11 protein-coding genes and 13 pseudogenes are annotated in these 23,927 nt (G+C 37.2%); 4 read left to right on the top strand and 20 right to left on the bottom strand.

What is annotated here, in order from left to right; genetic code table 11:
* Nucleotides 1–11 precede the first annotated feature (11 nt).
* From proA to gpt, 5 genes and pseudogenes are all read right to left on the bottom strand, one after another.
* On the bottom strand, nucleotides 12–1,265 hold the full coding sequence (gene proA, locus ARADI_RS14870; RefSeq protein ID WP_119712516.1) for a glutamate-5-semialdehyde dehydrogenase: 1,254 nt from the start codon (nucleotides 1,263–1,265) through the stop codon (nucleotides 12–14).
* Nucleotides 1,265–2,374 carry a glutamate 5-kinase gene (proB, locus tag ARADI_RS14865; protein ID WP_182853292.1) on the bottom strand — a complete coding sequence of 370 codons (1,110 nt, stop codon included), beginning with the start codon at nucleotides 2,372–2,374 and terminating at the stop codon, nucleotides 1,265–1,267. The genes proA and proB overlap by 1 nt, the downstream gene beginning before the upstream one ends.
* A 132-nt stretch (nucleotides 2,375–2,506) precedes the next feature.
* Nucleotides 2,507–2,895: pseudogene (gene crl, locus ARADI_RS14860) on the bottom strand (sigma factor-binding protein Crl).
* Nucleotides 2,896–2,965: 70 nt separating this feature from the next.
* Nucleotides 2,966–4,222 (bottom strand): annotated as a pseudogene (frsA, locus tag ARADI_RS14855) (esterase FrsA).
* Nucleotides 4,223–4,331: 109 nt separating this feature from the next.
* A complete protein-coding gene (gpt, locus tag ARADI_RS14850) occupies nucleotides 4,332–4,793 on the bottom strand; it encodes a xanthine phosphoribosyltransferase (protein ID WP_119712514.1) in 462 nt (153 codons plus the stop codon).
* 339 nt (nucleotides 4,794–5,132) lie between these two features.
* On the opposite strand from gpt, the pseudogene ARADI_RS14845 reads away from it, so the two are divergent.
* Nucleotides 5,133–6,487: pseudogene (locus ARADI_RS14845) on the top strand (aminoacyl-histidine dipeptidase).
* A gap of 48 nt (nucleotides 6,488–6,535) precedes the next feature.
* Here the strand turns inward: ARADI_RS14845 and ARADI_RS14840 are convergent.
* Nucleotides 6,536–7,249: pseudogene (locus ARADI_RS14840) on the bottom strand (Y-family DNA polymerase).
* A gap of 634 nt (nucleotides 7,250–7,883) precedes the next feature.
* A complete protein-coding gene (locus tag ARADI_RS14835; protein ID WP_202864229.1) occupies nucleotides 7,884–8,453 on the bottom strand; it encodes a C45 family autoproteolytic acyltransferase/hydrolase in 570 nt (189 codons plus the stop codon).
* A gap of 685 nt (nucleotides 8,454–9,138) precedes the next feature.
* Here ARADI_RS14835 and ARADI_RS14830 point away from each other — a divergent pair.
* A pseudogene (locus tag ARADI_RS14830) lies at nucleotides 9,139–10,010 on the top strand (glycerophosphodiester phosphodiesterase family protein).
* Between the two features lie 56 nt (nucleotides 10,011–10,066).
* Here ARADI_RS14830 and nqrM read toward each other — a convergent pair.
* The 10 genes and pseudogenes from nqrM to ARADI_RS14790 form a co-directional block, all read right to left on the bottom strand.
* Complete coding sequence (gene nqrM / locus ARADI_RS14825; protein WP_119712513.1) at nucleotides 10,067–10,294, bottom strand: (Na+)-NQR maturation NqrM; 228 nt, start codon at nucleotides 10,292–10,294, stop codon at nucleotides 10,067–10,069.
* 10 nt (nucleotides 10,295–10,304) lie between these two features.
* Nucleotides 10,305–11,336 carry an FAD:protein FMN transferase gene (locus ARADI_RS14820; protein WP_119712512.1) on the bottom strand — a complete coding sequence of 344 codons (1,032 nt, stop codon included), beginning with the start codon at nucleotides 11,334–11,336 and terminating at the stop codon, nucleotides 10,305–10,307.
* 60 nt (nucleotides 11,337–11,396) lie between these two features.
* Nucleotides 11,397–12,621, bottom strand: a pseudogene (nqrF, locus tag ARADI_RS14815) (NADH:ubiquinone reductase (Na(+)-transporting) subunit F).
* 15 nt (nucleotides 12,622–12,636) lie between these two features.
* A complete protein-coding gene (gene nqrE / locus ARADI_RS14810) occupies nucleotides 12,637–13,233 on the bottom strand; it encodes an NADH:ubiquinone reductase (Na(+)-transporting) subunit E (RefSeq protein WP_119712511.1) in 597 nt (198 codons plus the stop codon).
* An 8-nt stretch (nucleotides 13,234–13,241) separates the two neighbouring features.
* A pseudogene (locus ARADI_RS14805) lies at nucleotides 13,242–13,872 on the bottom strand (NADH:ubiquinone reductase (Na(+)-transporting) subunit D).
* Nucleotides 13,865–14,660, bottom strand: a pseudogene (locus tag ARADI_RS14800) (Na(+)-translocating NADH-quinone reductase subunit C). Before ARADI_RS14800 ends, ARADI_RS14805 begins: the two co-directional pseudogenes overlap by 8 nt.
* Nucleotides 14,661–14,744: 84 nt before the next feature.
* Nucleotides 14,745–15,149 (bottom strand): RnfABCDGE type electron transport complex subunit D, encoded by a 405-nt coding sequence (locus ARADI_RS21960; protein ID WP_439647140.1) that lies wholly within the window; start codon nucleotides 15,147–15,149, stop codon nucleotides 14,745–14,747.
* Between the two features lie 19 nt (nucleotides 15,150–15,168).
* Entirely contained in the window at nucleotides 15,169–15,558 is a 390-nt protein-coding gene (locus tag ARADI_RS21955; protein WP_439647137.1) for an RnfABCDGE type electron transport complex subunit D, read from the bottom strand.
* Nucleotides 15,555–15,689 carry a hypothetical protein gene (locus ARADI_RS21950; RefSeq protein WP_439647136.1) on the bottom strand — a complete coding sequence of 45 codons (135 nt, stop codon included), beginning with the start codon at nucleotides 15,687–15,689 and terminating at the stop codon, nucleotides 15,555–15,557. Before ARADI_RS21950 ends, ARADI_RS21955 begins: the two co-directional genes overlap by 4 nt.
* A 204-nt stretch (nucleotides 15,690–15,893) precedes the next feature.
* Nucleotides 15,894–17,238 (bottom strand): annotated as a pseudogene (locus ARADI_RS14790) (Na(+)-translocating NADH-quinone reductase subunit A).
* Nucleotides 17,239–17,773: 535 nt separating this feature from the next.
* Here ARADI_RS14790 and ARADI_RS21945 point away from each other — a divergent pair.
* A pseudogene (locus ARADI_RS21945) lies at nucleotides 17,774–18,289 on the top strand (L,D-transpeptidase family protein); the annotation flags it as partial.
* A gap of 96 nt (nucleotides 18,290–18,385) precedes the next feature.
* On the opposite strand, the pseudogene ARADI_RS14780 reads toward ARADI_RS21945, so the two are convergent.
* Both ARADI_RS14780 and lpcA read right to left on the bottom strand, forming a co-directional pair.
* Nucleotides 18,386–19,156: pseudogene (locus tag ARADI_RS14780) on the bottom strand (class II glutamine amidotransferase).
* A 96-nt stretch (nucleotides 19,157–19,252) separates the two neighbouring features.
* On the bottom strand, nucleotides 19,253–19,831 hold the full coding sequence (gene lpcA / locus ARADI_RS14775) for a D-sedoheptulose 7-phosphate isomerase (protein WP_119712508.1): 579 nt from the start codon (nucleotides 19,829–19,831) through the stop codon (nucleotides 19,253–19,255).
* 238 nt (nucleotides 19,832–20,069) lie between these two features.
* Here lpcA and ARADI_RS14770 point away from each other — a divergent pair.
* Nucleotides 20,070–22,380, top strand: a pseudogene (locus tag ARADI_RS14770) (acyl-CoA dehydrogenase).
* A 315-nt stretch (nucleotides 22,381–22,695) separates the two neighbouring features.
* Here ARADI_RS14770 and lysA read toward each other — a convergent pair.
* Nucleotides 22,696–23,822 (bottom strand): annotated as a pseudogene (gene lysA / locus ARADI_RS14765) (diaminopimelate decarboxylase); the annotation flags it as partial.
* Nucleotides 23,823–23,927: the final 105 nt, after the last annotated feature.

Below are 23,927 nucleotides of genomic sequence, written 5' to 3'. Positions count from 1 at the left end.
GAAGTAATGACTCAAGAACGTGTTAAATTATCTCCATAACCAATCCATTTATAGGTTGTTAATGTATCTAATCCCATCGGACCTCTTGCATGCAGTTTTTGTGTGCTTACCGCAACCTCTGCACCTAAACCAAATTGTCCGCCATCTGTAAATCGCGTACTGACATTAACATAAACAGCCGCAGAATCAACGCTCTGAACAAAATAATCTGCTTGTTGAATTGATTGGGTCAAAATAGCATCAGAATGGGCCGTTCCATAATCCCGAATGTGATTAATCGCAGCATCAATATCGTTGACGACTTTAACGTTAACATCAAGCGATAACCATTCATCGCGGTAATTCTGCTCCATCACTTCAACAACGCTTGCCGGACTTGACTTTAAATATGACATTGCATGCCGGCTGGCATGTAACGTCACATTTTGCTCAGCCATTTTCTCAGCCAAAACTGGTAGAAATGTAGCCGCAATACTTTTATGAACTAATAAAGTTTCCAATGAATTACATGCACTTGGACGCTGCACTTTAGCATTGACGATCAGTGGCAGTGCTTTGTTAAAATCAATATGCTGATCGACATAAATATGACAGACACCAATACCACCAGTGATCACTGGGATAGTTGATTGTTCACGGCATAGCTTATGTAAACCTGCACCACCACGCGGGATCAACATATCTACATAGCGATCCATTTTCAGCAATTGGGTTACTAATTTTCTGTCTGGATCATCAATAGATTGAACCGCTGCCTGTGGAATATCATTTTGTTGCAACGCTTGCTGAATAACGTTAACGATTGCTTGATTAGTCTGTGAGGTCTCTTTACCACCACGCAAAATTACCGCATTACCGGTTTTCAAACATAACGAGGCAACATCGATTGTTACATTCGGACGCGCTTCATAAATAACACCAATCACGCCCAGTGGAACACTTCGACGTTGTATATTTAAGCCATTATCTAATAAACCGCCATCGAGTATACGTCCAACCGGATCAACTAATTGGCATACCTTTCTTACATCATTCGCAATAGCATCTAATCGCTCAACAGTTAGCAATAGTCTGTCTTGCATAGCTGCACTCATATGGCCAGCTTTTGCGGCTTCCATATCCTGAGCATTCGCAGCTAAAATTGCATCACTCTGTTGTTGAAGGCAATCAGCAATATCCATTAAGACATTATTTTTCTGTTTTGTATTTAACCTTGCCAGGTACCATGAAGTTTGTTTAGCCGCTTTGCCTATTTTTTCCAACATCATTTACTCACTATCATATCGTCACGGTGAATAGCAACAGCACCATACTCATAACCCAAAATTCGATTAATTTCTTGCGAATGATATCCTGCGATCAGGCGTAAAGCATCGCTATTATAATGAGTCACCCCATGCGCTAAATCTTTGCCTAATAAATTAAGAATACACACAACGTCGCCGCGCGAAAAATTACCACTAATTTTCTTTATTCCTTTTGGTAATAATGAACTGCCTTTTTGCTGGATAGCCAAAGCAGCACCCTCATCGACAACAATTTCACCCGCCAGAGGCGCGCCAAAAATCCACCGTTTTCGGTTTTCCATTGGCGTTTTTAAGCGATGAAATTTTGTTCCTACTTGCAGACCTTCGAGCACATTTGCGATCACATTAGGCTTATCACCAGCGGTGATAATCACTTCAATTCCCGCTCGGCCAGCAATACCCGCTGCTTGCAACTTTGTTGCCATTCCACCAGTGCCTAAACCGGTCACACTATCACCTGCCATGCATCTTAGTTCATCATTAATATCATGAACTTCAGTGATCAATTGTGCATTTGGATTGTTGAGGGGATCTGCGGTATACAGTCCCTCGATATCCGTTAATAATAGTAACTTATCCGCATCAGCTAAAATTGCAACCAATGCCGATAAATTATCATTATCACCAACTTTAATTTCGGCTGTCGCAACGGCATCATTTTCATTGATAACAGGAATAATACGGTTATCCAGTAACGCTTGTAATGTGTCGCGTGCATTCAAAAAACGTTCGCGATCTTCAATATCAGCTCGGGTCAATAACATCTGACCAATATGAATACCATAAATGGAAAACAATCGTTCCCAAAGTTGGATCAGATGGCTTTGCCCAACCGCCGCGAGTAATTGTTTCGAAGCAATTGTTTCAGGTAATGTTGGATAACCTAAATGCGCTCTACCAGCAGTAATTGCACCCGAAGTGACAATGATAATGTGGTGACCTTTTTCATGCTGCTGTGCGCATTGTCGCACTAATTCAACAATACGAGCATGATCCAGACAACGCGATCCACCCGTTAATACACTTGTTCCTAATTTTATCACCAAAGTTTTGCTATTGTTCATCATGCTTCTGCTATTAACTCTCTATAACAATAAATATTTAGTCATCAGTTTTACCAAGTAAGAAGCGTTATGCCAACTGACATAACGCAATTTTAATGAAAAGTTAATTTTATAATAGTTGCCAACAATATTAAGCTATATATTAATTGCAACCATTTTGGGGCAAGGGGTTAATGTTAATTCCAATGTATTAAGTGAATCACTTAAACCTTTGTGGAATTCTTGCAATGTCTCTTCAAGCGACTTGATAATATTTGATTTATTAATTTCGATATGCTGCCAATTACCCGCTTTATCAAACATACCTAATTTATAATGATATACAAATCCGTCAAGTTCTCGTCTTAATTCCAACCACCATCCCCAAAATTCACGCTTTTCTGGAGCAGTCTTTGCATTAACACAAATAGCAAGGCAGTCGAAAAAAAGAGATCATCCTGACATTGAGATTCACGGAGATAAGGTCCTAACCTGTTAAAATGCTTCAATAATTTACTTTTAGAATAATTTGAAGTTAAAGCCATAATAAGGATCTCCTTGTTGTTAAGCTACCTTTTTAGCAAATAAGGAAAAATAATCAAGTAATCACAACTATTATTCAATTTTGCTTTTCAGACAACTCACTACTGTAGAAAGTGACTGATGAAAATTTTGATACAGCGGCTTGGTCGGCAAAGTCAATAACTTACCTTCAATCGACAAACGTAGGACGAGTAGTGCGTTCTTTAGAACTAAAAATATCATTTTGTCAGTTGACAGCCATAAACGGTACAGCACAGCGACGCCCTAATAATCCCTGTTTTTTAGCGAATAACAACTTAGTTCTGAACGTAAAAAGGCTTCATCTACCTGATAGAAACCTAATCGACTGGCAAAGAGGTCAATATTCATTACCGGTATTTGATCCTGATATTTTTATTCAGTAAGCAAGCTGTGGACAATGGGCCCTAAAACTGCAACACCTTTTAAGCGCTTGGGTTCTAAATAAGCTAATCGAAGTGCAATATTGGCACCAAAACGCAAACCAATTACACCTATTCGAGTATGATCGATCCATAGAATATTAGCCAATTGATTAAGTACCTTTTGATGCAGCGCGCTAGTATCCTGAGAAAGTTTATATTTAATAGAATAGCCAATTGATGGCATATCCAGGGTTAACATAGCAAAACCTTGCGGGGCCAAATAGTTGCTGAAAAGGCGATAATAATGTAGCTGTAAACTATCTAATGTGCCACAAACTAAAATCGTGGGACACGGGCCTTGACTAGTATCCGGTAAATGCAAAAAACTAATCACCTCTTTTTTACCATCCGCTATTTTGAAAGAAATTTTTTTCAATCAAAAATCGGTCAATTGCACTGCATTTTCATAAGCTTTATTAGCTAATAACACCGCTTGTTCGGCAAGACTATCACCTTTAATATGAGGATATGCGGCAATACTATATAAATTAGCTGCCCGTAACCAAGCTTGGCTTGCTGCTATTTTTGTTGGCAATTCAAGTGCTTTTTTCTGCCAGCCCATCACTTGTTGTGACCACTCATACGCCCAATTTCCTGGCTGGTAACCAATTATGGTATCGAGTAAATTATCAAAACTTCGAATACGATTATTTGCCGCAATACGACTTAATACTGCTTCAATCTCCAGCCCATCGTTGCCACGCCAAATCCGTATTAGCCGGTTAAGCATACGATACCAACTAACATAACTCGTCCCTTCGAATGTTGAGCTATGCTTCAATAAATGCGTTTTAGGCACGCTATAAGTCACCAGAACAGAGGTCTCAGTTTGTTTCAGTTTTGATTTAGGCTTAAATAGCTTTTCTGACAGATTTTTTTCACTCATATTGACTTTATTCAGTTAAAAACTTTAGCAATGATATAGGGATGCGATATAGCATCCCTATATCATTTACTTTATTTCGCGGATCAAAGCGAAATAAATAAAATAATTATTATTGTTCATAAAGCGGCTTAATAAAAACCTCTTTTTCCATATCCCAAGGTTGTTCTATCCAGGTATTTTCGGGTATATCAATAACATAATTATCAACTAATGGACGCCCAGCGGGTTTAGCAAAAATAGTCACAAAATAGCCTTTGGGATACATATCCCTGATAGCTTGTGCTGTCCCGCCGGTATCGACCAAATCGTCGACCACAATATAACCTTCACCATCACCTTCCACTCGCTTAATAACCTTAATTTCCTTCTGGTTACTATGGTCGTAACTTGAAATACAGACCGTATCAATATGGCGTAGACCTAATTCACGAGCAACAATAGCACTTGGAACAAGTCCACCGCGGCTAACTGCAATAATGCCTTTCCATTGCTTGGCAGGTAGTAAGCGTTGTGCCAAAATACGGGCATGTATTTGCAACATATCCCATGTTACGATGTATTTTTCACTCATAAAATTCTGATCCCAACGACTAGAGACAATTTTAGAAAAGCACATTAGTGGAGAAAATATTGCGCGAGATTATAGTGATTTGTAATAACAAAAACCAGAAATTAATTAATATTATCACAATTAACTAAAGGAATAGATGTTAGAAGGTGATATTCTGAATTAATAAAATAAATAATATTTACCAAGACTGCGGAATTAATTAGCAATCTTAATAATAAGGGTAGTAATAGGAGATAAAACGTTTCTGAGCTTTCACCACAGCCGCTTTGGGATATTTTTGCACAAATTTGTGCAATTCCTCATCCATCTGGACATGAAGAAGAACTTGCTTTCTATATTATTCAATGGGCGGAGAGCAAAAAATTTAGCGTTGAACGCGATAAAGTCGGTAATATTCTTATTCGCAAACCCGCAACAACTGGCTTGGAGAATCTTCGGCCTGTCGTGCTTCAAGCCCATTTGGATATGGTGCCACAAAAAAACAATGATACTCAGCACGATTTTACTCAGGATCCTATCCGTCCTTACTTAGATAATGAATAGGTGAAAGCGCAAGGTACCACATTAGGTGCAGATAATGGCATCGGTATGGCCTCTGCTTTAGCTGTACTGGATGATGAGCATGTTAAACATGGACACCAATAGAGGTTTTACTCACCATGACGGAAGAAACCGGCATGGTTGGTGCTTTTGGCATACAGCTAAATTGGCTACAAGCAGATATTCTGATCAATACCGATTCCGAAGAAGAAGGCGAGATCTACATTGGTTGTGCCGGCGGCGTTGATTTTACCACCACCTTTAAATTGGCCAGAGAAGCCATTCCAGTTAATCATACAGTCTTCAAAATAAACCTTAAAGGTTTAACCGGCGGTCACTCGGGTGGTGATATTCATTTAGGATTAGCTAATGCGAATAAACTATTGGCGCGTTTTCTAACAGGCCATGCCAGTGAATTACAATTAAAGCTCATTCATATTCAAAGGGGGTAGCTTACGTAATGCGATCCCCCGTGAGAGTGAAGCAATTATTGCTATGCCCATATCAGTGTAGCAGCTAATTTAGAAACCAGTAAAAATCACTATCTAGCGATGCTAAAATCTGAATTTGCCGCGATTGAAAAAAAACTTAGTCATTACCCTTGATGAGACAACAACAGAATTATTTGTGCTAACCACAGATTGTCAATCTCGTTTATTACACTTTCTCAATGCTGCGCCTAACGGTGTTATTCGAATGAGTGACGACATAAAAGAGGTTGTTGAAACTTCACTCAATACCGGCGTTGTTAATATGGATGAAAAAAGGCCGAAATTACTTTTTTAATTCGCTCATTAATTGAAACGGGCAAAGATTATGTTGTTAACATGTTGACATCATTATCGATGCTTGCCGGTGCGGAATGTGAACATAAAGGCAGTTATCCTGGCTGGAAACCAGATCCGAAATTCCCGGTCATCGCACTTGTTAGCGATATCTATCAGCAACTATTTGGCAAAACACCCAAGATCATGGTGATCAATGCTGGTTTAGAATATGGACTATTTAAAAAGCCTTATCCTCAAATGGATATGGTTTCGATTGGGCCAATTATATATGGCGCCCACTCACCCGACGAGCGAGCTAACATTAAAAGTGTCGAGAAATACTGGCAATTGTTAACATCAGTACTTAAAATACCTGAAAAAGGTTAATAATTGTAGCAGGCTAAACTAGCCTGCTTTTCACCAGCTCAGTATCAACTACTTATCTATCTGTGGATTTTGTAAAGTGACATGTAGACCTACTAATCTAACACCGCGATCTGCTCGCCGTTGTTGCAAAATTTGTTGCACTATTTGGATAAGATCACCTTTACTGAAAATCCGATAACTATGCTCTTGAGTCGTTAACTGAAAATCGGTAAATTTCATCTTAACTCCTTGACTTGCTATGCTAAGCTCCGGTTTAATTTTTGCTAATCGAGTCTCAAGCTCTGGATAAAGTCGTTCAATAATTTTCATACAGTCATCCCATTGATAAATATCCTTAGCAACAGTACGCTCTACCCCAACTGATTTAGGTAAACGCTGACTATTAATGCTACGTGGATCTATGCCATGACTAAGATCCCATAAAAGTTGACCCAAACTTACCTAATTCTTTCACTAATGTAATCAAATCAAATTTTTGAATATCGCCACAGGTCTCCAATTCCATTTTAAATCGAGCAGAATTTGCCGTATCTGCCATGATATTTCTTTATATAAAGACATGCGGCCAGGGATAATTTTCAATTGTGGACAACGTTTAAGTGCTAAAGCTATAGACATTGCACTATACACACCATAACGTCAAGCCGTATAATTAGCTGTACTAATTACCCCACGCCGATCCTCTCTACCGCCAATCACTAGCGGAATATTGCGCAAAGAAGGATTGTCACGAATTTCTATAGCTGCATAAAAGCAATCCATATCAATATGGATAATTTTGCGCGCAACTTTCCCCCAACTATACTGTTTAAATAAACAGTATAGTGATGATTTTATTAATCGTAAATAAAAAACTTTAAAGAAAATAACAACTCAATAATAGAGATTATGGCCATAAAATATTTTATTAAAATAATGTATTACTTTTTTGCTATACTAACTAAATTTTTTGCTAAAAAGAGCGGTAACCTGTTTAAGATAATTGATAAGGATTGCCCTGCGGCATATTTTAATATACGATTTTTAGTATTAATACTAATTGTCAATAAAGTTTCCCAGCGCTCTGTATCAGGTTGCGAACTATCAGGTAAAAAAACAAATTGGTGACTGCTCACCTTCGGGACCACACATTGCCGCAGCAGACTCTATAATGCCTTTATTTTTCATATTACTAGCGACTATTTTAAGATGCTCATAACGTTTATAAGTAGTATCATCGGTAGTGCGTTCCCCCGAAACTAATTCAGATGCCAGAAAATAATTAGTATGTAGTAACCAATCATTTTGTTGCGGATAAATGATCGCTGTGCTGTCCGAAATGCACTTAACTCAATATTTACCACTCTGCATCTTTCAGCACGATGGGAAATATACTTAATACTGACGATGCACTCACTTACGCAGAAAATGCTAAAGCAATAGCTCTTCTATGGTTGTTGCTTCTTCTAATATTCTGTGAGCTACCTGCATGTACAGGCACTCCACCAGAATCATTATCGCTTATATGATGTACGATATTAAAATGTAATCCTAATCCAGCGCTATTAACACCAATTTTACCTAACATGCCAAATTTGGTAAAAAGCTTAAATCGTATCCCTTTTTTATTCTGCAATTTAGTCATTAATCCGCAAGGCGCTAAAACATCATGCCAATCCCAAGTTTGTATAGTTTGTGGCATATTAATATCAGGAGCTGCATAAATTGAGGTAGAGCATTCACCTAAATATGATGTTGCTTTGGTTGATAAAATTTCAGTTCGTGCATTTAGACTTGCCAAATACCAAACGGGAAGATCTGCACCAAGAGCCGTTGCTTCAATTTCACTTGCCAAATCTGGACACCAATACTCCAAGGCAGATAAGCTATTCTCGCCAATTTTTCTTACCTGATCGCCAGTTATGCCAATACAAGAAAAAAATCTAAATATAGCATTACAATCTGTTTTATTTGTGTTGCCCAACACTCTCCAATCTGTTTCCCACGACAAAAAGGATCCTTTTCTACATTATTAAAGGTATAAGTTTTCATAATTAACAGCCTTATTTAATTAATAATACAAAATAAATAATAATATTTACTATTATTTATTTAATTTAACTAATTCAACAATACTATTTTACTATAATATACAACCCAATAAGTCCATCTAAAACATTGTAGTTCTAATATTCTATTTTATATTAAGCTATAGACATTATCATTATTAATAAAATTAAATCATTTTAAATTAATAAAAAACCTTTTAATACAATTACATATAACAATTACATTAAAAGTTAAGATATATTAATGTAATCTAATTGTAAAATAAAGATTGGACAGTCTATCTTTACTATTTTTAAATAATATATAGTATTTAAGTTTCATCTGATGGATAAAAAATTATTGTAGAAACTGATCATTATAAGCATAAAAACACTTTTTAAAAATATGTTGTTTTCATTTAAAGATATAAATTTATCTGACAAGCAAATATTCTTTAAGCTTTAATTATAATTAAAAAATAAATAGTTTTATAACTAATATAAGGTAAAGTTATATCATTAAATTTACGATAAAAAATAATAAAAATCTGCTATATTAATTTATATTTAATCTTTTACTTTAATAAAAAAATTAATTTATAATATTTTTCATACACACAACTTATGGAGAAAATAATACATAAAAGTATGACAGCTGTACTGCTTTTGCTCTGTTCAGTTACTGCCTTAGCAAATTCACCGAAAATCGTTGCGCATCGTGGAGGAACTGCCGATGCGCCAAAAAATACCATTTATGCCATTAATCAGGCATTGAAAAACGGCGCAGATAAGATATGGATCACCTTACAACTTTCCAGTGATAAAGTCCCCGTATTATATAGTCCATCTGATTTAAATACATTAACCAATAGAAGTGGAACGGTTTCCTCTTACCCTGCACAGCAGCTTATAAAGGCTGATGCCGGCTACTGTTTCGGTTCCCGTCATAACCATCTTTATTGTAATAAAGGAATAGTCATTCCGACATTGAAGCAAGTACTGCAAAAAGTTTCCAGCAACCGATTTCTATATCGATCTGAAATCTCCCGATGCCGATCCTTACGAACAAGCCAAAGCAATTGAAAAAGTGTTAAAAGAAGAAAAAGCGTTTCGACGTACTCGCTTTTATTCCACCAACCAAGCTTTCTTGAATGCTTTATCTGATCATGTACAACGTTTTGAAAGTCGTGATATTCTGGCAAATATTACCATGAATCATCATTGTTTGATTGATAAAAAAGTTAATACTCAGCGCTGGTATGGACTGGAACTGCGACGTAAAGTAGAAGTTGTGGAAAAATATACTCTTGGTGAAGCCCGCTCATCCTCAGATCTAGTTTGGGATCATGAAGCAATGAAATGTTTCCGCGCCAGCGGTGGTGCACATATCGTTTTATTTGGCATTAAAAGATGAAGCTGATTATAAACTGGCTAAAGAGCTAGGCGCAGATGAAGTTATGGTCGATTCACCTAAATATTTTAAAGATATAAAATAATAAAAAAATCAAAATATTAATAATCTCGTTATTACTATTAGTAACGAGATTTTTTGTTAAATAATACGGTTGTTAATCTGCTGATGCTTTTGACGCTTTTCGATTGCTATACGTTTCTTGCGAAGCTCACATGGCTGCTGACAATCACAAACTTTTTCAATGCCTATATTACTTAATCCACCACAATTTCCTTGAAGTTGCTTGCGTTTAATAATATACCCAAGTGACATAGCAATAAAAGCAAGCAGGAAGAAAACCAAAGTAGCGATAAATATTTTTAACATAATGACTCCGCTACATTTTTTTTACTAAGTAAGGTTTAAATGCTGAACTATAACGTTCTTCGAAACCTTTATTAGTCGTAACGACCATGAAAACCGGTAAATTTAAACGTTCAGCTAACTCCATTCCTTTTTCAGCCCCCAACACATTTAGGCCAGTAGATAAACCATCTGCCATCATGCAAGTTGGGGCGATAACAGTAATAGAAATCAAATTATGAATAATCGGTCTACCGGTCTTCGGATCAATAGTATGTGAATAATAAACTCCATCTTGTTCAAAATAATTACGATAGTCACCAGAGGTAGCAACTGACATATTTCCAGGCTCAATAATTTCTTGTACCGACTGTTCTAGCCGTTTATCCGAAGGTTTTTCAATCGCAATACGCCACGCTACACCTTTACCATTATGGCCTTTTGTACGGACTTCACCACCAATATCGACCATATAATTATCAATATTTTGTGACTCTAAATATTCTGATATAACATCAACGCTGTAACCCTTGGCGATAGCTGAGAGATCTATATAGAGCTGAGTTATTTTTTTTATCAGGCTATTACCACTAATCGCAAGTTTATAAATACCAATCCATTGCCGGCGCAACTGCAGCGTCTCTTCCGGCGGTGCTTTGGTTATCCTTCCTTCCGGGCCAAATCCCCATAAATTAACTAATGGTCCGATAGTAATATCGAGTGCACCATTGGTTAATTTATTAATATGAATCGCTTCTTTAATCACTGTCATCATAGCTAACGAAACAGGAAATGGCGTATTTACATGTTGAAATTGATTAAACTGGCTTAATTTAGATTTAGGGCGGTAAGTTGACATTTGATTGTTAACTTCTTCTAAACGGCTGTCAATATCGTCACGTAATGTTTCCCCAAAAGGATGAGATGATTCACTAACATACTTAACAACATAGTAAGTTCCCATCGTTTGCCCTTGAATACTCTTTTGCTCTGTCTCAAAACAACCACAAAGCATGAAAATAGTAGATAAGGTAATAATCCAATTGAATAATTTATTTTTTAGCATAAAATTTTTTTAAGCATATTAACCCAATGATGACACAAAAAGTTAAAATACCGGAAACAATCAACCACCAAAATCATCTAATAAAATATTTTCATCTTCAACACCTAAATCTTTAAGCATCTTAATAACTGCGGCGTTCATCACAGGAGGACCACACATATAAAACTCACAATCCTCTGGCGCTGGTTGCTCTTTCAAATAGTTTTCATATAAAACGTTATGAATAAAGCCAGTATACTCTTGCCAGTTATCTTCAGTAATTGCATCTAATAGCGCAACATGCCAGGTAAAATTTTCATTATCAGCAGCTAATTGATCAAAATTTTCAACATAAAATAATTCACGTTTTGAACGAGCCACATACCAAAAACTGATTTTTCGTTTAGATTTTAAACGCTTTAATTGATCAAAAATATGTGACCGCATTGGTGCCCATACCCCCGCACCGCCACCAATAAAAATCATTTCCGCATTGGTTTCTTTAGCAAAAAATTCACCAAATGGCCCAGAAATAGTGACTTTGTTGCCTGGTTTTAATGACCAAATGTATAAAGACATTAACACCCGGAGCTAAATCTGCAGCTTTCGGCGGAGGTGTTGCTATCCTGACATTTAACATGATTATCCCATGCTCTTCTGGATAATTTGCCATCGAATAAGCTCTTACTGTCTGCTGTTTTACTTCAGAGATATAACGGAATAAATTAAATTTATCCCAATCTTCACGATACTCATAAGGTACATCAAAATCAGCATAAGAAACTTTATGTGGAGGACATTCGATCTGAATAAAGCCACCCGCCCTAAATGGGACAACTTCCCCTGCTGGAATTTTCAATTTTAATTCTTTAATGAAAGTCGCTTTATTCTCATTCGAAATAACTTCACATTCCCATTTTTTTACGCCAAAAATTTCCTCAGGTAATTCGATTTCCAGATCCTGTTTTACATTAACCTGGCAAGCCAAACGACATCCAGCTCTAGCTTCACGCTTATTAATATGGGCGAGTTCAGTAGGCAAGATATCACCGCCACCATACTTGATTGTCACCCGACATTAGCCACAAGAACCACCACCGCCAGATGAAACAAAAATTCCCTGATTGGACAACATATTTAATAGCTTGTCACCTCCTGGCGCAGCGAAACTCTTTTCAGGGTCACCATTAACTTCAATTTTTACATCCCCTGTGTTTACTAACTTAGATTTGGCAAATAAAATCATTGCCGTTAGAATTAACACAATTAGGGTAAACATTACTACACCAAGAATAATAATATCCATGAATTATTTTCACCCTTATAACTGTACACCGGAAAAAGACATAAAAACCAATACCATTAAACCAGTAGTGACAAAGGTGATTCCTAAACCTTTTAAACCCGATGGGATATCTACATATTTCATTTTCTCACGAATAGATGCTAATAAAACAATGGCTAGCATCCATCCCAATCCTGAACCAAATCCATAAACAATAGATTCACTAAAATTATATTCGCGCTGAGCCATAAACGAGACACCACCAAAAATCGCACAATTAACGGTTATTAGTGGTAGAAAAATACCTAATGCGTTATAAAGGACGGGAAAATAACGATCCAAAATCATTTCTAGAATTTGTACTAATGCAGCAATCACACCGATAAAAGTAATGAAGTTTAAAAAACTTAAATCAACGCCCTCTATCACGGCACCATCACGTAGAATGAAATTATAAACTAAATTATTCGCAGGTACTGAAATACCCAGAACAACAGTAACTGCAATTCCTAATCCAAAGGCTGTTTTGACATTTTTAGAAACCGCCAAAAATGTACACATACCCAGAAAAAAGGCAAGAGCCATGTTTTCAATAAACACAGCTCGAACAAACAAGCTGACATAATGTTCCATTGTGTCAGTTACTCCTTTTCAACCTGTGAAGGTTTCAATGTGCGCAGTCCCCAGATCAACATACCTATGATGAAAAACGAGCTTGGTGCAAGCAGGAACAAGCCATTTGTCTGATACCAACCACCATTCTGAACCGATTGCAGAATAGTAAGACCGAATAGTTTACCTGAACCAAATAGTTCTCTTAGGAAAACAACTAAAATTAAAATAGCACCATATCCCAAACCATTACCAATAACCATCCATGAAACTTTCAATTGGTAGTGATTTCATTGCATAAGCTTCAGCACGTCCCATGACGATACAATTAGTAATAATTAAACCGACAAATACTGAAAGTTGCTTAGAAACTTCATAAGCCTAAGCGCGCAGAATTTGATCTACAACGATAACCAAAGAAGCTATGATTGTCATTTGAGCAATAATTCGCACACTATTAGGAATATAATGACGGATCAATGAAATAAAAAAACCAGAAAAACCAGTGACTAAAGCCACAGCCATGGCCATCACAAGGGCAATTTCTAATTTAGTCGTTACCGCCAAAGCCGAACAAACACCTAGAACTTGAAATGCAATAGGATTGTTATCCAATAAAGGTCTAATTAGCACGCGTTTAATCTCTTTACTATCAGCCATGATTTAACTCTCCTTTGCATACTTTATTTAGGAATGGGCCAAAACCATTATTACCCAACCAGAAATCAAACATATTCTGGATACTGTTTGATGTCAGTGTTGCCCCTGATAGGCCATCGATACTAGAGGGACCATCTAATGCTCCACCTAGCACAATTTTTATCGCCGGTTTCCCTTGTTGATTATAAAGTTTTTTACCAATCCATTGGGCGCACCATTGTGGATTATCTACCTCGCCACCTAGACCTGGGGTTTCACCATGATAATAATAAGTTATACCTCGTGATGTTATACTATCTATATCAACAGCGATAAAAGCATACATTACCGACCATAAACCAGAACCATAAACCGGTAACACCAGTGCGATGGTTTTTCCATTATCATCGTTGACTAAATAAATTTCTGCCGAGTTGGCTCTATAACGGATCTTAGCAACATCCTATTCAGGAGATAATGCAATTCGGGTTTCATCATTACGTAGCTTACTATTAAGATCGAAGTTGCCATTACTATTTGATATTTCAGTTGTGTTGAAATCCAAAATCTTAGCGCTAACACGAGTTATAAAGAGATTGTATCTCTTCAGCTGACATTTTTGGTTTGAGTAAACCAGCAACATCAAGAATATTACGTTGCTTATCTAATAATTTTTGCGCTTGCTGTTTAGATTTCAAACCTACCGCTGCACCAGATATAACTACTGAACACACTAAACACAGAATAAATACCACAAGAAATGTTCTGCTAGTGCTATCTTTTGGATTTTTTATTTTATTGTTATCCACGGGCTTTTCTCCGTTTAATATTTGCCTGAACTACCAGATAATCAAACAGAGGCGCAAACAAGTTGGCAAACAGAATTGCCAACATCATCCCATCCCTTCCGGATAAGCAGGATTAATGACTCTGATGAGAACACACATTACACCGATCAATATTCCGTATGCCCATTTACCTTTATTGGTAAAAGAAGCCGAAAAAGGATCAGTCGCCATAAACATCATGCCAAAAGCAAAACCGCCTAGTACCAAATGCCAGTACCAAGGCATCGCAAATAAAGGATTAGTCGTTGACCCAATAACATTAAATAGATAAGACATTACCATCATGCCTATCATTACAACGGTAACGATACACCATGAAGCTATTCTGCAAAAAATAATTAACGCTCCACCGATTAAGATCATTAATGTTGAAACTTCACCAATTGAGCCTGGAATATTGCCCAAAAAAGCATCCATCCAGGTAATAGGCTGATGTGTCAAATTATTTATTAGTGCATGATCTCCGCCTCTAGCCCATTGTGATAATGGCGTAGCGCCAGAGTAACCATCTTATCCCAGTCCAAACTAAATCACCTGAAATTTGAGCTGGATAAGCAAAAAATAGAAATGCACGCCCAGCTAATGCTGGATTTAAAAAATTACGCCCAGTACACCAAAAATTTCTTTCACCACAACAATACCAAACGTAATACCTAATGCCGCCTGCCAAATTAGTATAGTAGGCGGCACAATAAGGGCAAATAGAAGAGACAAAAAAACCTTCGTTGATTTCATGACCACGGAGCAGCAAAAATAATACTTCCCAAAAACCACCAACCAAAAAAACAACCATATAGATAGGTAAAAAATATACCGACCCAAGCAATATTTTACTTACCCAGCCTGCCTCTGGTGTCAATGAAGCGCCCAAAAATTGAGCGACTCTATAGTGCCAATCAGAAACAAGGTCTTTTGCAACTCAGCTTCACTATGTAATTGATAAAGAGCTGGGATCGCTTGTGCACCGACATTATGCGTGCCCCAAAACATGGCTGGAAAAACCGACAGTCAGACAAAATCATCATTCGCTTTAGATCAATACTATCACGAACATGGGAACTCCCATGTATGATGGTTCCCGGAGTATAAAAAATAGTTGCCACAGCTTCATAGAGCACATAGTATTTTTCTAGTTTTCCACCGGGTTCAAAATGACGTTCATACTTTTCAAATGAATTTTTTAAGCCCATGTAGTTAACCTTCTTGCTCAATTCTGGCCAATACCTCATGTAGTACAGGACCATACTCATATTTGGCTGGGCCATACATAGGTGCACAGCTCCAAATCTTCTTCATCCAGTTCCAGACAACCAAGTTGCTGTGAGCTGGCTAAATCACCAACAAGCAGATCTCGTAATAAATGAGTGATCATAATATCAAGTGGCATAATACGTTCATAATTACTAATAGGAACCATAGAACGTTCACTACCATTAGTCGTCGTGGTGAAATTAAACTGTTTATTTTTCAGGAAATGGCCAAGTGTTGTATGGGTGATAGTAAACTTATTTATTCCAGGCGCAATCCAGCCAAATAACTCTTTTTTACGTCCTTCACTCAATACCGAAACTTGATTATGGAATCTTCCCAAATAACCCCGAGTATCATCACATTTATTGCCCCACAAGATTGACCCTGAAATAATCCTATTTTCGCCTATTTTTAATTCACCATCAGTTAACTCATAGAGATCAGCGCCTAAACATGTGCGAGCTAAACGTGGCTTTTTAACTTGAGGCCCAGCAAGTGAGATAACGCGATCCGAATAAAGATGACCCGTTGTAAAAAGTTTACCAATCGCAATCACATCTTGATAATTTAAATGCCAAACAGTTTTCTCTATACTTACCGGCTCTAGAAAATGGATATGGGTACCGACTAACCCTGCAGGATGTGGTCCAATAAATTGCTTATAAATAATTTTTTCATTATCAGTTAACTTGACTAAGTTGCCGGTTCCATGGCATATATAAATTTTTCCTTCTGTTAATTTAGTCAATATTTTCAAACCATTATTGAAAGCCGTTTCCTCCGCTGAAATAATCAACAAGGGATCAGCCGCCAGTGGACGCGTATCCATCGCAGTAACAAAAATTGCTTTTGGGCTAGTACCTGGCACTGGAGTATGGCTAAAAGGACTTGTTCGCAATGCTGTCCACAAACCTGACTGAAGTAAGTTAGCTTCTACTTGTTGATACGTTAATGTATCGATTTGATTATTATCATAGCGGTTAAATACGATTTGCTCATCGCCATTAATTTCAATAACAATAGATTGAAGAACTCGGCGTTCACCTCGATTGATTTTTATGATAGTACCACAAGCCGGGCTGGTGAAAAATACGCCTGGATTTTTCTTATCTTCGAAAAGAATTTGCCCCTTTTAAACTTGCTCACCTTCCTTCATCAACATTGGAGGACGCATCCCTATATACTCTTCACCCAATACTGCTACATGATGAATAACAGGGCCATCCTCTACTACTTGAGCGGGCGCTCCTGCAATCGGGAGGTCGAGTCCTTTTTTAATTTTAATCATAAGAATTGCACAAGTTTATCAGTTAAACCCTAAGCTAACGATTTCAAATGAAATCAGATAGCAACCAATAATCAAAAGGCTGTTGAATAATTGAAACAAGTTAGCTAATGAATATCCACTAATTAATTACAATTTACCTATTATTTTAACGCAGATGATTTTATCAGTTCCCTCGCTTTCTGTCTGATAGAACAAGTGATTTAGTTCAAGCAAATAAGAATAAATTTTTTAATATATTGAGAACACTTCGTAAAAAGCGATTATTTAAATCATTTTTTTTGAAGAATGTCAGAATTTTTGGCAAAATAAGCCAAAAATGACAGGAGACAAAATTATTAATTTTTAATATAAAAAACTACAATACAAATGTATAATTAATATTTGTGTATTTTTTGTACAATACATCACTTTTGTATGGAAGCTTATGAAACTCTCTTTTTTTATTAGCATAGGGATCTTTTCCCTGTCATTTTTCATCAATAATAGCTACTCAGCGACAAAGCTATATTATCCATTAGATAGTAGTTATAACGGCAAAAAATATTTAAATAATTCAATATTTATTCAAATTTTCAAAGAAAAAAGAGTGCTAGAACTCTATACTAAAAATGAAAAAGGCTTATTTTCACTGTTCAAAAGCTATCCAATCTGTAATTTCTCTGATGGATTAGGACCTAAGAAAAGACAAGGTGACTTAAAGAGTCTATAAGGATTTTATCGCATCACACGCTCATAATTAAAACCTGATAGCAAATATTATCGCGCTTTTAATTTAGGTTTTTCCAATAAATACGACCAAGCTCATGGCTATACTGGCGCTTATTTGATGGTACATGGTGGCCTTAAATCAATTGGCTGCTACGCGATGACTGATCGCTATATAAATGAAATCTATCCTTATGTGGAAAATGCATTACAAAATGGTCAATATGAAATACAGGTCAATATATATCCATTTAAAATGACTTCTAGCAATATGAATCGCCACCGTAATTCACGTTACTATACCTTCTGGCGACAACTGCAACCCGCATATGAATATTTTACTAAAGCAAATTAATTGCCGGTAATTAATATTCAGCAAGAACAATACTTAGTAAACAAATTTCCTAACCATCAATCATCGCCAGCTATAGCAGATGAAAGGCTACAATATGCGCTTACCAAAATGGAATAAAACAAAACTCCCCGGCTGAATTCGGGGACAATTCTCATTGCCAGTTAAGGGCTTGGTTGCAATCACTGAGACTATATCAGTTGTTTGTGTATGTTGCTGAAAATCGATTTCAATATCATTATCAAGCAATTTTGCCTTACCAAAAGGTGCTTTGCGGGTAAGCCAATGCAAATCAGTCGAGCAATAGGTCATCATATATTGTCCATCTGAAATCAACATATTTTAAGTACCCCCATCAGTTTTAATTGATCAGCCAGTTTGGCAATAAACCGATATACAGTTAACCAGTTTGTTGGTTTTTTAGGATATTTTTCTGCTGATTGATATAAAATCCAACAAAACACCCACTCACTATCCGTCTTTCCAATTGGACGATAATTCCCTACTGGTAATTTTTTATAACCCTCAAGTTGGCCGTTGTGTGCATAAGTCCAATTTCTGCCTCACAGTTCCCTGGTTAAAGGATGGGTATTTTCTAATAAGACATCACCCCGATATTGCCTGGCGAATATACGCAATAACTGCCTCTGACTTAATCGGGTAATCTTACACAAAGCGTGCAATAGGCGATTGATAACATGGCTTGGGTTCTTTAAACGTTCGGCAACCACTACCTTTATAAAAAGTGATCAACCAACCATCTTTATGTGGCCCAGTCTAGCCTCCTCGCGGGATAAGACCACTTAAACTAAAATTAATATCTATCGGGACACTAGCACTCATACCAAGCAATTCACACATAATGCCTCCTATATGTATGCCAGAATGAAATTTCCAAATCTAAGCATAATCACGCTAACTAATCACATCTCTACCCGACAATATTACCTAGCAATGTTATTTCACCATTTTTTTTTCTATTAGCTGAATTAAAATATGGATCACTTTAATATGAATTTCTTGGATACGGTCGGCATAACCAAAATGAGGTACTCTGATCTCAATATCAGCGGTTCCTGCCATTTTTCCACCCTCTTTACCTGTCAATATGATCACTTGCATCTTTTTAGCACGTGCAACCGCAATTGCCTTGATGATATTGCCAGAATTACCTGATGTTGAGAGCGCAAATAATATATCCCCTTCTTTACCGACAGCCTCTATATAACGGGAAAAAACATAGTCATAACCAAAATCATTACCAACGCAAGAGAGATGACTAACATCAGAAATCGCAATGGCTGGATAACCTGGGCGATTTTCACGATAACGTCCGGTTAATTCTTCTGCAAAATGCATAGCATCACAGTGCGAACCTCCATTACCACAAGATAATACTTTTCCTCCCGCTTTAAAGGCATTTGACAACATAATCGCGGCTTGTTCAATCGCTTCGATATTTTCTCTGTTATTAAGAAAATTGTTCAATGTCACCGCGGCTTCTTTTAATTCAGCACAAATAAGCTCCTGATACATCATATTTACTCCTAATAAAATATTATTTTTTCAACAATCCCAGTGTAACGGATTAAACTTTACGAAAGAAGTATCAATACTACTTATCACAACCAAGTTAAGCTCAATAAATAATTTGTGAACTTCATTGTAATTAATATATAAAAATATTGATAAATAAAATTACATAGATTAAATATAAGAAAAACATAGATATGACCTCCGATGACTTAGCTTAATCATAATCAGGAGTAGCATTATGGCTCTACTCACTATTTTTCTACTTATTGGTTTAATCGGAATTCTTTGCTATCACAAAGCAAATCTACTATTTAGTAGCTTACTTATACTTGCTTATTGTTTAATTATGGCTAGTGCTGATTTATGGTATTTTTGGACGTTATTGCTCGCAGCGGCGGGGTATTATTTCCATTAGTCTATCTCCCAGTACGTTGCTCATTCATTTCTAGCAAAGTCTTACAAATTTTTCAGAAAATTCTCCATTCCATACCAAAAACCGAGAAAGAAGCCATCGAAGCGTGCACAACCTGGTGGGAAGGTGATCTATTTCAGGGTATATGCTTGATTGGGATAAATTACATATGATCATCAAAAAAGAGTATGGTGGCCTCGAATTTTCTACCTATGCTCAAGTGCTAGTGTTACAAAAATTGGCCGGAGTTTCCGGCATATTAGCCATTACTGTAGGTATGCCTAACTCATTAGGCCCAGGAGAACTTTTACAACATTATGGTACCGATGAACAAAAATAGCACTATCTTCCTAGACTTGCTAGCGGTGAAGAGATCCCCTGTTTTGCTTTAACAAGTCCTGAAGCCGTTTCTGATGCTGGAGCTATCCCTGACACTGGTGTTGTCTGTATGGACGAATGGGAAAACCAACAGATATTAGGTATGCGTTTAAATTGGAATAAACGTTATATTACATTAGCACCCATTGCTACGGTATTAGGGCTAGCATTTAAACTTTATGATCCAGACTATTTACTTGGCGATATAACCGATCTCGGCATTACCTGCGCAGCACTAATCCCAACCAATGTTGCAGGAGTAGAAATTGGCCATCGCCATTTTCCTTTGAATATCCCTTTCCAAAATGGCCCTACGCGCGGTAAAGATATTTTTGTGCCGATTGATTATATTTATTGGTGGTACCAAAATGGCCGGCCAAGGTTGGCGTATGTTAATGGAATGTCTTTCTATTGGTCGTGGCATCACGCTTCCGTCTAATGCCACGGGCGGCTTAAAAAGTGTCGCGATGGCAATCGGTGCATACGCCTATATATTCGCCGTCAATTCAAAGTACCTATTGGAAAAAGGGAAGGTATTGAAGAGCCTTTAGCACGTATCGCTGCTAATGCTTATTTAATAGATGCCGCTTCAACCTTAATTACGACAGCAATTATATCTGGCGAAAAACCAGCAGTCCTCTCTGCGATTGTCAAATATCACTGTATCCATCGAGGCCAAAGAGCCATTATTGATGCGATGGATATTGCTGGCAGTAAAGGAATTTGTCTAGGTCCCTCAAATTTTCTCGTTCGCTTTTATCAAGGGGCTCCCATTGCTATCACTGTTGAAGGTGCTAATATTTTAACACGCAGTATGATGATTTTTGGCCAAGGGGCTATTTGCTGTCATCCTTATATTTTGCATGAAATAGCCGCAACACAAAATAACGATATTATCGCCTTTGATAAATTACTCTTTAGCCACTTAAGTCATACAATAAGTAACCTATTACGCAGTTTCTACTTGGGTATAACAAACGGCAGAACAAGTAAAACGCCAATAAAAGATAATACTCACCGCTTCTATCAGCAATTGAATCGCCAAAGTGCTAATCTTGCCTTACTTGCTGATATCTCTATGGCCGTATTAGGTGGCGGGTTAAAACGTCGTGAGCAGATTTCTGCCCGTTTAGGCGATATTTTCAGCCACCTCTATTTAGCATCGGCCACACTAAAACGTTTTGAAGATGATGGCCGCCCAGCAATGGATTTACCGATTGTTGAATGGGTAATAAAAGATTGTCTATTTCAATCAGAAAAAGCCATGCAAGCACTGCTACGAAACTTTCCCAATCGTCTGGTTGCCATGTTAAGCCGTATTATCATTTTTCCATTGGGTTATCGTTATGCACCACCTAACGATCAACTTGATCATAAACTAGCAAAAATTATGATGACACCATCAGAAACACGCGAGCGTATTGGTCGCGGTCAATATATGACGCCAAGTGAGCATAACCCTCATGGCATAATTAATGCCGCATTATCAGATATTATTGCCGCCGAGCTAATTTTTGAACGCTTGACCAGTCAAGCTAGCCATAAACCACACTTTACCAATTTAGATAAACTTACCGAACAAGGACTCGCCGATGGTAAAATTAGCTGACAAGAAGCTGACATTTTATGTAAAGCAGAAACCAGCCGTTTAAGATCGATCAATGTTAATGAATTTGAATATGATACATTGGCGGTAGCGAGTAAAAAATCTGACAAACAGAAAAATAGTTCCCCATTAGATAAAGAGCAAGCGGCATAATTGTAGAACTTGCAGGGGGGCTTTAAGCTCCTTAATCACTACTTATCAAACACGTTTCTAATGCCAACAATTCTGCTAATGTTTGACGCCGACGAATTAATTTTGCCTAACCATTTAATACATTACCTCAGCGATTAACGGTCGACTATTATAATTAGAAGACATTAAAGCACCATAAGCACCATAAGCACCATAAGCACCATAAGCACCATAAGCACCATAAGCACCATAAGCACCATAAGCACCATAAGCACCATAAGCACCATAAGCACCATAAGCACCATAAGCACCATAAGCACCATAAGCACCATAAGCACCAGTATCATGAAAGACTAAATAATCTCCCACATAAATTTCAGGTAATAAACGAGGAACAACAGCACCGCTATTTGCCTGGGTAAAAACATCACCAGACTCACATAAAGGACCAGCTACTAGTGTTTCACGTAAATTTCCGTCAGTAAGATCACGATTATACGCTGGCAAGACAGAAATATGATGATAACAACCATACATAGAGGACGCATTAGATCATTAAAACCACTATCAACTAACACATAATGATTTTTGCCCATTCTTTTGATTGCTCTTACTTCAGCTAAAAGCACGCCAGATTCTGTTACCAAATAACGACCTGGCTCAATTTTCAACGTTATATGATGCCCCAAATGAGCTGAAATACGTTCGCGAGCACCATGCCACAAGGCAAAATAATGGTTAATATCAATTCGCTTTTCAGCTAAATTATAAGGGATTGACAATCCTCCACCAGCTGAAATTGCTTGTATATCACAGCCACTTAAGATGACCTGTTCTACCATTGCCTCACAGACTTTAGCCAAGTGGCAATAATCAACCACAGAACCAATATGCATATGTATACCGACCAGCGTTAACTGATACTGATTAATTTTTTCAATCGCTAATGGCAGATCACTAAACCAGATACCGTGCTTACTATTTTCTCCACCGGTGTTGGTTTTTTGGCTATGTCCATGGCCAAACCCTGGATTAATACGTAACCAAATAGGATGATGTCGTTTGGCTTTTTCCAATTGAACGAGCATGTCAATAGAGCCGACATTAACGGAAATATCTAACTCTATTACACGCTCAATAGTTTGCTTTTCAATGACATCTGTGGTGAACACAATTTCGGCTTGTTCTCTACCTGGGCGAAAACCTACAACTAACGCCCTTTCGATTTCGCCTAATGATACAGCATCAACTTTCACGCCTTGTTGACGTATCAAACGTAAAATATGAATATTGGAGCACGCTTTTTGTGCAAAACGGATCACATCGAACGCAGCTAACTGCTTAATCGCCTGTGTAATGACCTCACTATCGTAGATCCAAATAGGAGTCACGAATTGAGCGGGCAATTTAATTAATTGTTCTGCCGTCAAACATAGACTTATGGTGGTTGCAAACGTTGTCATTGATAACCTTAATTTATTTTTTCATTTTTTTATTTTTAATAAGAGAAAATAAGGATTAAAAATATCTATTTAGCTATAGTCTATTCATATAAGATATAGATAACA

Source organism: Arsenophonus endosymbiont of Aleurodicus floccissimus, assembly GCF_900343025.1.
GTDB lineage: Bacteria > Pseudomonadota > Gammaproteobacteria > Enterobacterales > Enterobacteriaceae > Arsenophonus.
Note: the sequence above shows the minus strand (reverse complement) of the source record. Positions and strands in the feature narration are given on the sequence as shown.

Bases quoted from the DNA above. Each gene is read 5' to 3' on its own strand.
- proA (WP_119712516.1), bottom strand. From the start codon at position 1,265: ATGTTGGAAAAAATAGGCAAAGCGGCTAAACAAACTTCATGGTACCTG.
- proB (WP_182853292.1), bottom strand. From the start codon at position 2,374: ATGATGAACAATAGCAAAACTTTGGTGATAAAATTAGGAACAAGTGTA.
- gpt (WP_119712514.1), bottom strand. From the start codon at position 4,793: ATGAGTGAAAAATACATCGTAACATGGGATATGTTGCAAATACATGCC.
- nqrM (WP_119712513.1), bottom strand. From the start codon at position 10,294: ATGTTAAAAATATTTATCGCTACTTTGGTTTTCTTCCTGCTTGCTTTT.
- ARADI_RS14820 (WP_119712512.1), bottom strand. From the start codon at position 11,336: ATGCTAAAAAATAAATTATTCAATTGGATTATTACCTTATCTACTATT.
- nqrE (WP_119712511.1), bottom strand. From the start codon at position 13,233: ATGGAACATTATGTCAGCTTGTTTGTTCGAGCTGTGTTTATTGAAAAC.
- ARADI_RS21950 (WP_439647136.1), bottom strand. From the start codon at position 15,689: ATGTTTTGGGGCACGCATAATGTCGGTGCACAAGCGATCCCAGCTCTT.
- lpcA (WP_119712508.1), bottom strand. From the start codon at position 19,831: ATGTATCAGGAGCTTATTTGTGCTGAATTAAAAGAAGCCGCGGTGACA.